A 13,530-nucleotide genomic window follows, 5' to 3' on the forward strand; every position below is an offset into this window, starting at 1 on the left:
GGGTCTCGGGGCTATTTTCTCTTCTACCAGCGCCATCGATAACGTCAACGTATAGCGCGAACAGGCAAAGCTACCCTTGCAGTGGCCACCGCATATAGTCAGTGGAAAGTTAAATCGCGCCCCGAGCCCGATGGTAAATTGATATCATGGCGCGCATTGCTGGTCAACGTGCACTGGGAGAATCATCAGGCCGGTGTCAGACAATCATGCTAAAAGCGACATTTTTTGGCCGCTAGCTGCCCTCTGCCGAGGGCGGTATCCACTCGAAACGGTTCAACCAACTCCCAGCGGATACCGTGCGGTGTTTCTATATAACAAACTTCAGGCATGCGAACCCGGTCTTGATTTGCAGTTGTTGAATGGGTTCGATGTTTTCCTGGTCGCCGACTTTCTTGATGACGCCTAGGCCACAGAAATGTTGCTCGCGGTTGAAGATCGGAAGAATGCTTGCCTGGGGCTTGCTCCAGAAGCCTTGAGTCAAGGTATAGGTGGCGCCATTGCCAGCCTTGAGGCGAGTCGTTGCAGAGGGGGCTTCGCTCCTAATCACATTTTCAGTCTTTGCTCTCTTACCCCAGCCTTGCCAGGCATTGGTTCGGTGTCTTTAAGATTTGCTGTACGGACCGGAAACATTTTCGTCGTCGGACCGGATAAGCAGCGCATTACCTAATCCGGTCCCACACTTTCACTACAGCTTCAACGCAGCTCCACCCGCTCCAACGATCGATCCAGTTCAGTCCTGGCCATGCCGATCAGATGCACGACTGAAAAAGCCAGATCACGTTTCGGTCCATTGAGGCTGTCGCCGGATTCGTAGGCGGTGGCGGCTGCGCAGCGCAGCAGTTCGGAGATATGCAGCAGGGATTCTTCGAGGGAAGGAACAGGTGGGTCGGGGGTTACTTTTTTCACGGTCGAGTTACCTATATCGGGCCACCTTTCACTCGCTGCTAAACGATAGAGGGGTGGCGACTTTGACGCGGGTTAGCAGACCGGTAACTCAACCAAAACCGGCGCACCCGAAGGTGCCCCACGCAAAGCCGCCATATAGGCGTGACTCTTGCGTGGTTGAGCTATGCAGGCTGCTAAACCCGATCACTGATGAGCAGTGACCGGCACAGCCTAGAGAGCCAAAAACACCCACGCAAGGGGATGGGATTTTCTAGGAAACTTCGTGCGGATGATAGGGACGGGTCCGTAAGAAATGCCCTGCAAGCAGGGCATTTTCGTTAGTTTAAGTAACACCGAGGCCGGTCTTGAATGCCATATTCAACCCCATCACGGAATCTTGAACCGCGCACTGACCTTGGTCTTGCCATCCGCCAGAGTCAGCAGGGCGCTGACCCGCGAGCCTGACTGGTAACTCACGCCCTTGCTTTGCAGTTGATTGCCGCTGAGCGCGACGATGTCGGTTTTAACCCGTTTATGGCGGGTGGTAATGGTCAGCACGCCGGTGACGTTGTCGGCACTGACCGGCTGATCGTGATCGGTCAGGTACAGGTCCACGGTATCGCCGTTGGCGACCATTTCGATGGCTACCAGCCCGGCATCTTCGATCAGGCCGCCATGCTGCGGCTGAGGAACGCCATGGGCATTGGCCTGGTTCATGAACAGGGCACAGGCAACTAGCAGGCAATGGAAAACAGCTTTCATTGACAGGTTCCCCTCAATTACTTCTTGTTCAGACGAGCGATTTCCGACGCTGGCAGCGTTGATTCTGCGCGGGGCAGAGGTGCCAGACCGCTCGCCTTGTGGAACGAGAGCGACGAGCTGTAGGCCAGGATGTCGTATTTTTCCTTGTTGCCATCAAGGCCGACACGTTCTCCACCCGCCGAGCGGTCGCGGTATTCGATACCCAGCACATAGGTGCCTTTCCAGGGCAGCTTGAAGCTGACCTTGCCTTCGCCATCGGTATTGGCAAGCCGCACCCAGCCGGAGCCCGAAGACAGGGTCACGGGAACATTGCCCAACGGGTCTTGCAGGTGAAAGACCTGGAACTCCACTTCATCGCCCTTTACGACGCCTGTCGGTACGATATCCAGGTCCAGCTCTGGCTCGCGGGCACGAAAGTCGCTGACCCAGCGGGTGGCTGGCGTCCAGTAGGCGCTGACGGTCTTGCCTTCGTCCTTGACCTGAAAGATCGGGTACTGCTTGTCGAAGGCCAGCCATGAATCATTCTTGCCGGGCTTCTGAGCAACCGAAAAGTGGTCGCGCTCGAGTTTCATTTTCAGCGGAGTCGTTCCTGATGCGCTTGTCCACTGAGCTTCCAGGGCCTTGAAGCGATCCATGCCGCCAGGAGTGACCTCCAGCATATTGTTGTCATATTCGCCGTAGTAGAACGTCATGCTGCGGTCCGGGGCTTGCTCGAACCAGATCTGGTGAGCCTGTACTGAGGGGGCTGCAAGCAGGATTGCCGAAGCGGTAAGCAAGGTGCTCAGGGTTTTCTTCATGACGGTTTCATATCCATTGGGCCAAGCCGGCCAGAATACCCAGCGAAAGCTTCTGTGTCAGGCTTGTGCGAGCTTCTTCAGAGCTAAGGTCATGATCTGGCCGTTAATTTTTTTCGTATGAGCCCCAAAGCTTTTTCCGTTCAGGGCCGGAACACGTCTACTGTTTCAATACGGAATATGGACAAGGGAAGCGAGCAAATCTTGGAAATGATGGCAAAAGAATGGTACAGGGTTGGTGCACATCATGAGTGCGCAGGTTCAATGATGAATCCGTGTACGTCGAACATGTTTTCAACCTGCCTTGGAGGCTGCCTTTGAAGAGTGATCTTCGTCTTGCCTCATTGCTGATTTTTGTTGTGTGCCTGTGCGTCGTGTTACTGACGGTATGGCAGATAGTGACGGTGCGCCAGAATACGCTGGTGAGTATCGAAACCAATACCGTCAACCTCACCAGTGCCCTGAGCAACTACACCGAGGGCATGTTCAGGCAGAGTGAGCTGATGCTGGTCGGCCTTATCGAAAGGGTCGAGAAAGAGGGCGTGGGTGAAAAGCAGATCGAACGCCTGAGGTCGGTGGTTGCCCTGGAAATGGCTACACTGAAACCCTTGAACAGCGTGGTGCTGTATGACGCGGACGGCAGTGGGGTATTCCTGAGTAACCGGCATATTCCGAGGATGGGGGGGGAAGATCGAGAGTTCTTCATGTACCACAAGGAAAATCGCGACCGTGGAGTGTTCATCGGGCCTGCCTTTCGCAGCCGAGTCACCAATGCCTGGCTGGTTTCGATCAGTCGGCGGATCGATAATCCTGACTCGAGCTTTGGCGGGGTCATGCTGATCACCATCAGCATCGATCATTTGCTCAACTTCTATTCCAATATCGATGTCGGGCATACCGGGGTCATCAGCCTGAGTTCGTCTCAGGGACGGTTGCTGGTCAGGTATCCCTTCCGCGAGGCGGATATCAACCGCGACCTTTCCTCGGCACCGATTTTTGCCATTACCCGTAAAAATTTGTCCGGTACGGCCGAGTTCATTTCCAATGTGGACGGGGTTGATCGTCTCTACGCTTTCAAGAGAAGCGAGCATTACCCGTTGGTGACCACAGTTGCGGTTGGCCGGGAAGAGGCCATGCAAATCTGGTGGAACCAGGCCCGCCAGTCGATAGTGGTGGTGCTGGTGCTATTGGGGTTGCTGGTTGGATTGGGGATTCGCCTGATTGGCCATATCCACCGCCGCATACGGGCCGAAAGCGAGCTGCTGGTTTCCCAGGCCGCACTGATCGAACTGAACCAGAGCCTGGAACTTCTGGCTTCTCAGGACAAACTGACGGGCCTGGCCAACCGCAGGCGCTTCGATCAGTTTCTGGATATCGAATTCAAGCGGGCCAAGCGCGAGCGACGGGCCTTGTCGCTCATCCTTATCGATGTGGATTATTTCAAGCTCTATAACGACCATTACGGTCATCTGGCGGGTGACGAGTGCCTGAAGACCATCAGCCGGATCATCGAGCAATGCATCAGACGCCCCGGAGACATGGCGGCCCGCTATGGCGGTGAGGAGTTTGCGGTGGTCATTCCCGATACTGACGAGGCGGGTGCCCGCGCGGTCGCCGAGGCGATTCTGGAGCGCATCCGCACTCAATGCATCGAGCATATATCCAGCCCCTTCAACATCGTGACCATCAGCCTGGGTGTTGCAACGCTTGCGCAGCGCAATGAGCCGGTGAATCAGGAAGGGTTGATCGAACTGGCTGACCGGGCACTCTATTCGGCCAAGTCACAGGGCAAGAATCAGGTGAGCATGGCGTCGAAGTTCCTCCTCGACGCCAGCCCGGCCTGGTCACAGATCACGGCAAAAAATAATCCGTAGCGAATTCATTCGCGAATGAATTCGCTCCAGTACAGATTGCTGAGCTCTGCCTACTCCTGTTCGACTGGATGGGGCTTGCGACGCAATACCGACAGCACCCATACGAAGAAGATCGGTACCAGAATCACCCCCAGCAGTGTCGCGCTGAGCATGCCGCCGATCACGCCTGTACCGATGGCACGCTGGCTGGCAGCGCCAGCACCGGTGGCGATGGTCAACGGGACGACACCCAGGATAAAGGCCAGCGAGGTCATGACGATCGGGCGGAAGCGCAGGCGTGCTGCCTGGAGAGCCGAATCGCGCAGGGAATGCCCCTGTTCCCACAGTTCCTTGGCAAACTCGACGATCAGAATCGCGTTTTTCGCCGCCAGACCGATAATCGTGATCAGGCCAACCTTGAAGTACACATCGTTGGGCATGTCGACCGCGGTTACAGCCAGCACGGCTCCCAGGGCTCCGACCGGCACGATCAGCATGACCACCAGCGGAATCGCCCAGCTCTCATAAAGCGCAACCAGCAACAGGAACACGACCACCAGCGCCAGTGCGAACAACACCGTCGCCTGACCACTGGCCACTTTCTCCTGATAGGAGAGGCCGGTCCACTCGTAACCAATGCCCGGTGGCAGCTCGGAAACAATCCGCTCGATCTCGGCCATCGCCTCGCCGGTACTGACACCCGGTGGTGCATCGCCCGAAATCTTGAACGCCGGGTAGCCGTTGTAGCGGGCGATCTGCACCGGGCCTTCTTCCCAGTGAGTGGTGACGAACGCACCCAGCGGAACCAGTGTGCCGCTGCTGTTGGGAACATGGAGTTTCAGAACGCTTTCCGGTGTCATCCGCGAGTCCTGATCGGCCTGAACCACGACTCGTTGCTGTCTACCGGCGTTGGCAAAGTCACTGATGACCGAGGAACCAAATGCCGTGGACAGGGCATTGTTGATCGACTCGAAACTCACCCCCAGTGCGCGGGCTTTTTCCCGGTCGATACTCAGACGCAGTTGTGGCGCTTCGGCCAGGCCTTCCATCATGGCGTAGAGGATTTTCGGGTTGCCATTGGCCTTGCCCAGCAATTCATTACGTGCTGCCAGCAGTGCTTCGCGACCCAGACCGGCTCGGTCCTGCAAGCGCAATGCGAAGCCGCCCGAAGTGCCGAGGCCTTCGATAGGCGGTGGCGTGACCGCCATGACCGTACCGTCGCTCAGGCCGGCGAAATGCTGGTTGAACGCTGCCGCTTCGTCGGCGGCCGATTGCCCTTTGCCGCGCTCGGACCAGTCCTTCAGGGTCGGGAAAGCCAGACCGGCGTTTTCGCCCATGCCGGAGAAACTGAAACCCAGCAGCATCGTCACCGAGTCGGTGCTCTCGCGGGACATCAGGTACTTTTCCAGTAACTGTGCCGTTTCATCGGTCCGCGCACGGGTCGCACCGGGCGGCAGTTGCACGTCGACGATCAGGTAGCCCTGGTCTTCGACCGGCACGAAGGATTCCGGCAGGCGCAGATAAAAGAAGCCCAGCAGGCCGACGATGCCGACATACACCAGCATGTAGCGGCCCGCACGTTGCAGCATGCTCGAACTCAGTCGCTCGTAGCGGTGTGTCAGCTTTTCGAACAGGCGGTTGAAGCCGCCGAAGAAACCGCGTTTTTCGTGATGCCCGGCCGGAATAGGCTTGAGCAGGGTGGCGCACAGCGCGGGTGTGAACGTCAGGGCCAGGAAGCCCGAGAACAGGATCGACACCGCCAGCGACAGCGAGAACTGCTGGTAGATCACGCCGACCGAACCGCCCATGAAGGCCAGCGGCAGGAACACGGCAGCCAGCACCAGAGTGATGCCCAGAATCGCACCCGACACCTGACCCATCGCCTTGACCGTCGCGGCCGCCGGGGACAAGCCTTCTTCGGCCATGATCCGCTCGACGTTCTCCACCACCACAATGGCGTCGTCTACCAGGATACCGATGGCCAGGACCATGCCGAACATGGTCATCATGTTCACCGAGAAGCCCAGCAGGTACATGATCGCCAGCGTACCCGCCAGACAGACCGGCACCACGATGGTCGGGATCAGGGTATAGCGGATGTTCTGCAGGAACAGGAACATCACCAGAAACACCAGCACCATGGCTTCGATCAGGGTGTAGATCACCTTGTCGATGGCCACATCCACAAAGCGCGAGGTGTCATAGGGTACGGAGAACTCGACGTCGTCCGGGAAATTGACCGACAGCTCGGTCAGGCGTTGCTTGACGGCCTTTACCGTCTCGATGGCGTTGGCGCCCGGCGAGAGCTGGATGGCGGCTGCCACGGCACGCTTGCCGTTCAGGCGCGACTCGAAGTTGTAATCCTGGCTGCCCACGGCAAGGCGTGCGACATCGGCCAGATGCACGGTGGAGCCATCCTGATTGGCGCGCAGCACGATGCGCCCGAACTCTTCGGGATTATCCAGCGTGCCCTTGACCGCCAGGGTTGCGGTCAGCTCTTGCAGTGATGAGCCAGGCGTACTGCCGAAGCTGCCGGCAGGCACCTGAACGTTCTGGCCACGAATCGCCGTATTCACGTCATCGATGGACAGGCCGAAACCCACCAGTTTCTGTGGGTCGATCCACACGCGCATGGCCGCTTCTGCGGCAAAGAACTGCAGCTTGCCGACGCCGTTCACACGGCTGATTTCATTGTTGACGTTACGCGCCGCATAGTCGGCCAGGGCAACGGTGTCCTTGTTGGTCGAATCGCCCTTGTAGCTCAGGGCGAAAATCATCAGGAACCCGGAGCTGGCCTGTTCCACCTGCAAACCCTGGCTCAGCACCGGCTGCGGCAGGCGCGCTTCGGCTTTCTTGATGCGGTTCTGCACTTCGACCTGAGCCATGTCCGGGTTGGTCCCCGGATTGAAGGTCACGTTGATTTCGGCAGAACCGGTGGAGTTGCTGGTCGACTCGTAATACAGCATCCCCTTGGCGCCGTTGAGTTCGTCCTCGATGACGCTGGTGACCGAGTCCACCAGCACCTTGGCGGAAGCGCCGGGGTAGGTGGCGGTGATGGTGATCTGCGGCGGCGCCACGACCGGGTATTGCGCCACCGGCAGCGACGGCAGCGCCATCAGGCCCGCCAGCAGGATGAACAAGGCAACGACCCACGCGAAGTTGGGGCGCTTGATAAAGAACAGTGACATAGAAAGTTATCCTTGATCGCGCTGAAGTCGGCCTTACTGAGCCTTGGCCTGCTGTTGAGCGGGTTGCGATTTGGGGACGACCTTGTCACCAGGATTGAGGCCGGTCATGTTGCCGACGATGATCTGCTCGCCTGCGCTCAACCCTTCGGTGATCTGCCAGCGCGAGTCCTGCATCGCTCCGGTTTTCACCGGTCTGGCTTCCACCGTTCCATCCTTGCCGATGACCAGCACCTGGGCTGCGCCGTCGCTGGAACGCTTGATGGCACGCTGAGGAATCAGGATCGCGTTATCGCTTGTGCTCTGTGGCGTGCGAACCCGCACATACATGCCGGGCAACAAGATGCCTTCGGGGTTGGCGAAGCGGGCGCGCAGGGAAACCTGACTGGTGGTGCGGTCTACCTCGATGTCGGTGAACAGCAGGGTGCCACGGCTCTGGTAGTCGGTCCCCTCGACGCTCAGGGAAAGGGCATCTTCACCACCTTTGGGCAGGCTGCCGTTCTGGATGGCGGTACGCATGCGCAAGGCATCGGCCACCGGCTGGGTGAAGTCGGCATACACCGGGTCCAGTTGCTGGATGGTTGCCATCAGCGTGGTTTCGCCCTGGCCGACCAGCGCACCTTCGGTGACGGTGGCTCGGCCGATACGACCGGAGATGGGCGCCTTGACCGTGGCATAACCCAGATCCAGCCGAGCCGTTTCGACGTCGGCCTGGGCCGAGCGCCTGGCAGCGCTGGCGTTCTGCAGTGCGGCTTTGGCGGTGTCGTAATCCTGCTGGCTGACCGCTTCGATTTTCACCAGGGGTTCATAGCGTTTGACGGTGGCCTGGGTTTCGTAAAGCGTTGCTTCGGTGCGCGCCAGCTCACCCTGGGCTTTGGAAAGGGCGGCCTTGAAAGGGGCAGGGTCGATCTGGAACAAGATATCGCCAGCCTTTACATCGGCGCCTTCCACGAAGTTGCGACTGAGTACGATACCCGCGACCCGGGCGCGTACCTGGGCGACCCTGACCGGCTCGATACGGCCGGGCAGCTCGTTGATCAGGGTGAAAGCCTCGGTCTTGACGGCAACAGAGTCGACCTCCCGTGGTGCGCCTGACGCTCCCCAGCCTTGTTGGGCTTTTTGATCACAACCTGCCAGGCCCAATGCGGCCAGCAGCGTCACAACCGGAATAACACGCCATTCGCGCAACGTACTCATGCTTTCACCCGGGCAACGCCCATTAATCGCTAAAGTTGCGAATGATCTGTTTTGTACTAAGGTGAGTCAATATTGACTCATATGAATCTTTTGTGAGCAATTGTTAATGTTCTTTGAGGAAATGGGCTTTTTCTGCACAATGCCCGCCATGCCATTTTGACGAGTGAAAGACCACCCAATGGATTTACCCGCTGCTGATGAAAAACTCCTGAAAGCTCTGGCTATCGCGCTTGTCGAACATCCGGCAGGCACGTTCAAGGACATCGCCGAGGCTGCCGGCGTGAGCAAGGCTACCCTCAATCGCTTTTGCGGGACCCGCAGCAATCTCATCGAAATGTTGCTCAACCATGGCTCGTCGCTGATGAACCAGGTCATTGAAGCCTCGGACCTGGAGCATGCTGCACCGCTGGATGCATTGAGCCGTCTGATCGAAGGGCACCTGACCCATCGTGAAGTGTTGGTGTTCCTGTGCTTTCAATGGCGCCCGGATTCCATGGACGAACGCTGTGGCGGCACCCGCTGGATGCCGTATTCGGATGCCCTGGATGCCTTCTTCCTGCGTGGTCAGCGTGAAGGTGTTTTCCGGATCGACATCGGCGCACCGGTACTGACGGAAATCTTCGCTTCCCAGCTGTTCGGGCTGGTGGATGCAGAACGGCGCGGCCGGGTGGCGCGTTCGGGTATGGCAGCATTGTTGATGCAGTTCTTTTTGCAGGGCGCGGCAGTGGTGAAGTAACCATTCGTAGCGGATTTATCCGCGAAGGGGCTGATGTGGCCGCCTTCGCGAATGAATTCGCTACCCTTGCAAAGCCTCGCGCATGGTCTGCATCTTCAGATCACTCTCCCGATACTCGCTCTCCGGCTCAGACTCACTGACCAGCCCGCACCCTGCAAACAGGGTCGCTCTGTTGCCGTCCAGCAAGGCAGAGCGCAGGGCGACGGCAAATTCGCCGCTGCCGCGATCATCCAGCCAGCCTACCGGCCCGGCGTACCAGCCACGATCCAGATGCTCGTGATTGCGTATGTAGTCCAGTGCCTGATTACGAGGCAAACCGCCTACCGCCGGAGTCGGGTGCAGGCTTTCGACCATTGCCAGCAAGCGGGCGTCTGGCGCGAGTGTGCCCTGGACCGGCGTCAGCAGGTGCTGGATATGCGGCAGTTTGTGCAGCCGTGGCTGGCAAGCGATATCCAGTTCCAGGCAGTGCCGGCTCAGGCACTCCTTGAGGCTGGCGACCACCATCGCATGCTCGGCGTTATCCTTGCGGCTGGCGAGCAATTGCTCTCCCAACCGCGCATCGTCAGCGCTGTTCTGGCCGCGTGGTGCTGTGCCCGCCAGGGCCATGGTCCGAAACGCCTTGCCTTGTACGGTCAGCAGGCATTCAGGTGACGCGCCGATAAAGCAACTGTCCTGCCGAGCGAATGCAAACAGATAGGCATTGGGTTGTTTGTGCAGCAGACGTTGCATGACCTGATGCAAGGGCTGCGCAGCCGGTACGTTTTGCGAACGGGCCAGCACGACCTTTTCCAGGTCGCTGCGCTGGATCCAGCTCACAGCATTACTTACATCCTGCTTCCACAAGTGCGCCATGGACAGGCGCACATAGTTGTCGACGGGCGCAGCCTTGACGGGTACCGGTCTGGCGAGAACGGTCGCCCACTCGTTGACAAGGCTGTCGGCCAGTTGCTCACAGACGGTGCCTTGCGCCACCAGCACATTGACGATCAGGCGTGTCTGGCCCTCGTTCTCATGCAGCTCGAAGCGCGGCAGGGTCAGCGCAGCATCGGGAAAATCACGCCATAACCGGGTTCTGTGATGGTGCCTGTCGAAGGCGAAACCACCGAACAGCGCCGGACGATGCGGGCCATGGACGACGGCGTCGGCTGCCAGGCTTTGCCAGCGATCTTCAAGCAGTTGCCAACTGTCGGTGCTGCGGGCATTGAACTCATGAGCAAGGCCCAGCCCCAGGCGATATTGCGCCTGAGCCTTGACGTGCCACAGGCTGGCCGGTTGCAGATGTTCCCGGTTGGCGCTGAACAGCGTCAGTGGCTCGACCTCCGGCGATGGCGTCGAGAATGACGCCAGCACAAAAGGCCGCTTCGGGCTGACCCGCTGCCGGGCTTCGTCCAGGCATTTCAGAAGCCCGTCGAACGATGGGAGTGGGTTCATTGTTCACAAGCCTCCGGATGCAGGGTGCGCCAGTGATTGATCTGCTGATTGATGAACCAGTGAATCAGGTCCTTGAAGAAATCCTCGGTCTGATCCACAGGCAGCCCCGCCTCGGCGGCCCATTGGCGCCGTTCTTCGAGCATGGCCACGACCCGCTCCGGGGCGGGAATGCTGTGTTCGTTGGCCTTGAAACGGGTAGCGGCCTTTACATAGGTCAAGCGTCGGGCAAGCAGACTGACGATCTGCTGATCAATGCTGTCGATGCCTTGGCGTATGTCGCCCAGGTTCTGGCAGTCAGGCGCGGACTTGATGGCACTCATGGAAAACTCCGGATTCACTGAGCCATGACGGCGAGTTGGCGTTTGTCTATCTTGCCCACGGCGGTCAATGGCCAGGCCGCGACCCACTCGAACTGATCGGGCAGCTTGTCTTCGCCCAACCCGCATTCGCGCAACTGGTCACGCACCTGTTGGGCTGCGCCCGCAGGTTGTTCCCCGAGAATGAAGGCGCAGATGCGCTCGCCCAGCAGGCTGTCCGGCACGGCAACCACAACGGCCGCCTCGACTTCAGGCAGGGTATTGAGGTGGGATTCGATCAATGCGGCCGAAATCTTTTCACCGCTGCGCTGGATCTGTTCCTTGATCCGGCCTTCGACGATCAGGTTACCGTCCGGCGTCCAGCGTGCCAGATCGCCGCTGCGGTAAAAGCCATCCGGGGTGAAGCTGACCGCGTTATGGGCTTCGGCCCGGTAATAACCGGCGATGGTGTAGGGGCCACGGGTCAGAAGTTCGCCCGTCTCGCCCGGCGCGACGTCCTGCAAGTCAGCGTCCACCAGCCGTACTTCATCGAAGGGCGATAGCGGCCTGCCTTGGGTGTTGAGCACGGTATCCAGAGCGTCGGACGGCCGGGTGTAGCACAGCAGGCCTTCGGCCATGCCGAATACCTGTTGCAGGCGACAGCCCAGGGCGTCCAGCAGTTGTTGCGCCAGAACCGGGTCGAGTCGCGAGCCGCCCACTTGCAATAACTTCAGGCTCGACAGGTCGCTGTCTTCCCATTCCCGGCCTTGCGCCCAGAGCTGCGCCAAGGGTGGAACCAGCGCCACATGGGTGACACGTTCGCGCTCAATCAACGGCATCGCCTGATCGCAGCTTGCGCTTTCGCCCAGAATGACCGTCGCCCCCGCCGCCAGGCTGCCCAGTATGCCGGGGCAGGCCAGGGTGAAGTTATGGGCGGTCGGCAGCACGGCGAGGTACACGCTGCTGCTGTCGATTTCGCACAGTTTGGCCGAGAGAGAAAAGTTATAGGCGTAGGCCGCGTGGCTGCGCGGAATCAGTTTGGGTGTTCCGGTGGTACCGCCAGAAAGTAGCAGCAATGCCGTATCGAGTGGATTGATGACTGGCCATGCCGGGCAGGGTGCATCCAGGGATGACAGTGCCGTGAAGGCTCCTGGTTCGCCATCGACAATCACATGGCGCAACGAGTGCTGGCGTTCGACGATGCCTGCTGCCATTTCCCGGTAGTCGAAGTCGCGGATACGGTCGGGAATCAGGTAGGCCACCGGTTCGGCCAGTTGGCACAGCGCTTCGATATCCTGGGCGCGTTGTGTGGGCATGGTCAGGACCGGCAGTGCGCCGATGCGCATCACGGCGAAAAAGGCGCTGACAAAGGCCATGCTGTTGGGCAGTTGCAGCATTACCCGGTCACCGGCCACGATGCCCAGCGCCGCCAGCCCGCCTGCGAGGCGTTCGACCCGTTGCTGGAGTTGCGTGTAGCTCATGCGCAGTTCGCCCGAAACCAGAGCGGTGCGCGAACCCTTGGCCTGAGCCCAGTGTTGCAGGCGCTGGGGCAGCGTCAGGTCGAGGTAAGGTTGCAGCGGGTCATTGGGCAAGGTGTGTTGTGTGTTCATGTCCGGCTCCCGTTAATGATGGAAAGGGCTGATGCTGTTCTCGATGAAACCGAGAACACGGGCCGCAAAGGCCCTGGGACGCTGAGTCAGATAAAAGTGATCGCCTGCCATGGCGTGTTGCTGGTGATCGCCACACAGCCACTGGCTCCAGGCCGCCACTTCCTCGGCATCGGCCTCGGGGTCGTGACTGCCGTGCAGCAGGAGGGTCGGGGTGTGCAGTTGCTGGCGCTGGGGATCAAGCAGGCGGTGGTAGCTTTCGGTGGCCTGGAAGTCCGCGCGCAGCAAGGGCATGAACAGCATCAGCAGGTCGCGGTCTGCCAACAGCGCCTCGCTGCAACCGCCAATGGCGACCAGTTGCTCGATAAAACGCTGGTCATCCAGATGGCTGAGCAGGCGTCTGCCACTCAGGTGCGGCGCATGGCAGGCAGACAACACCAGCCCGGCGGGCGGTTTACCGGCCTGTTCCAGCAGCAGGCAGGTCTCGAAAGCCACCTGAGCGCCCATGCTGTGCCCGGCCAGGATCAGCTTCTGGCGCTGTGGGTTGGTCAGCGCCTGAATTTCAGCGGCAAGGCTTTCGGCCAGTGGCTGGACCTGACGCACGCAAGGTTCGTGCATGCGCTGGTCGCGTCCCGGATAGATTGCCAGCGAAAGGTCCAGCCCCAGCTCGTCCAGGCCGCGCCAGCTCTGGAATGCACCGCCGCTGGCTCCGGCGAACGGGCAGAGCAGCACATGGGTGTCGCAGTGGTCGGCCTGGAGATAAGGTCGCAGCATGCCCATGGAC

Annotated in this window: 12 protein-coding genes; 2 read left to right on the forward strand and 10 right to left on the reverse strand. The window is 59.5% G+C overall.

Going from position 1 to position 13,530, the window contains the following annotated elements; genetic code table 11:
• Positions 1 to 307: 307 nt before the first annotated feature.
• The 4 genes from KGD89_RS10750 to KGD89_RS10765 all read right to left on the reverse strand — a co-directional run bounded on the left by KGD89_RS10750 (position 308) and on the right by KGD89_RS10765 (position 2,444).
• Complete coding sequence (locus KGD89_RS10750; protein WP_025259786.1) at positions 308 to 547, reverse strand: hypothetical protein; 240 nt, start codon at positions 545 to 547, stop codon at positions 308 to 310.
• A gap of 146 nt (positions 548 to 693) precedes the next feature.
• Complete coding sequence (locus KGD89_RS10755; RefSeq protein ID WP_025259787.1) at positions 694 to 906, reverse strand: DUF6124 family protein; 213 nt, start codon at positions 904 to 906, stop codon at positions 694 to 696.
• Between the two features lie 366 nt (positions 907 to 1,272).
• Positions 1,273 to 1,647, reverse strand: coding sequence for a hypothetical protein (locus tag KGD89_RS10760; protein WP_025259788.1), 375 nt, complete (start codon positions 1,645 to 1,647; stop codon positions 1,273 to 1,275).
• A gap of 17 nt (positions 1,648 to 1,664) precedes the next feature.
• Positions 1,665 to 2,444 (reverse strand): nickel uptake transporter family protein, encoded by a 780-nt coding sequence (locus KGD89_RS10765; protein WP_025259789.1) that lies wholly within the window; start codon positions 2,442 to 2,444, stop codon positions 1,665 to 1,667.
• 314 nt (positions 2,445 to 2,758) lie between these two features.
• Here KGD89_RS10765 and KGD89_RS10770 point away from each other — a divergent pair, with 314 nt between their 5' ends.
• Positions 2,759 to 4,315 (forward strand): sensor domain-containing diguanylate cyclase, encoded by a 1,557-nt coding sequence (locus KGD89_RS10770; RefSeq protein WP_025259790.1) that lies wholly within the window; start codon positions 2,759 to 2,761, stop codon positions 4,313 to 4,315.
• A 50-nt stretch (positions 4,316 to 4,365) separates the two neighbouring features.
• Here the strand turns inward: KGD89_RS10770 and KGD89_RS10775 are convergent, their stop codons facing one another.
• Both KGD89_RS10775 and KGD89_RS10780 read right to left on the reverse strand, forming a co-directional pair.
• Positions 4,366 to 7,482 (reverse strand): efflux RND transporter permease subunit, encoded by a 3,117-nt coding sequence (locus KGD89_RS10775; protein ID WP_038399812.1) that lies wholly within the window; start codon positions 7,480 to 7,482, stop codon positions 4,366 to 4,368.
• Positions 7,483 to 7,515: 33 nt separating this feature from the next.
• The gene (locus KGD89_RS10780; protein WP_038399813.1) at positions 7,516 to 8,676 is read right to left on the reverse strand and encodes an efflux RND transporter periplasmic adaptor subunit; all 1,161 of its coding nucleotides are present in this window, start codon (positions 8,674 to 8,676) and stop codon (positions 7,516 to 7,518) included.
• Positions 8,677 to 8,854: 178 nt separating this feature from the next.
• On the opposite strand from KGD89_RS10780, the gene KGD89_RS10785 reads away from it, so the two are divergent.
• Positions 8,855 to 9,412: a TetR/AcrR family transcriptional regulator gene (locus KGD89_RS10785; protein WP_025259792.1), complete on the forward strand. Its 558-nt coding sequence runs from the start codon at positions 8,855 to 8,857 to the stop codon at positions 9,410 to 9,412.
• Between the two features lie 60 nt (positions 9,413 to 9,472).
• Here KGD89_RS10785 and KGD89_RS10790 read toward each other — a convergent pair whose 3' ends face one another.
• Genes KGD89_RS10790 through KGD89_RS10805 form a run of 4 tightly spaced genes read right to left on the reverse strand, consistent with a single transcriptional unit; the run spans position 9,473 to position 13,526 of the window.
• Entirely contained in the window at positions 9,473 to 10,843 is a 1,371-nt protein-coding gene (locus KGD89_RS10790) for an isochorismate synthase (protein WP_025259793.1), read from the reverse strand.
• A complete protein-coding gene (locus KGD89_RS10795) occupies positions 10,840 to 11,163 on the reverse strand; it encodes an isochorismate lyase (protein WP_025259794.1) in 324 nt (107 codons plus the stop codon). The genes KGD89_RS10790 and KGD89_RS10795 overlap by 4 nt, the downstream gene beginning before the upstream one ends.
• A gap of 14 nt (positions 11,164 to 11,177) precedes the next feature.
• On the reverse strand, positions 11,178 to 12,749 hold the full coding sequence (locus tag KGD89_RS10800) for a (2,3-dihydroxybenzoyl)adenylate synthase (RefSeq protein WP_025259795.1): 1,572 nt from the start codon (positions 12,747 to 12,749) through the stop codon (positions 11,178 to 11,180).
• Positions 12,750 to 12,761: 12 nt separating this feature from the next.
• Positions 12,762 to 13,526 (reverse strand): thioesterase II family protein, encoded by a 765-nt coding sequence (locus KGD89_RS10805; protein WP_025259796.1) that lies wholly within the window; start codon positions 13,524 to 13,526, stop codon positions 12,762 to 12,764.
• Positions 13,527 to 13,530 lie beyond the last annotated feature (4 nt).

Source organism: Pseudomonas cichorii (assembly GCF_018343775.1).
GTDB classification, from domain to species: Bacteria; Pseudomonadota; Gammaproteobacteria; order Pseudomonadales; family Pseudomonadaceae; genus Aquipseudomonas; species Aquipseudomonas cichorii.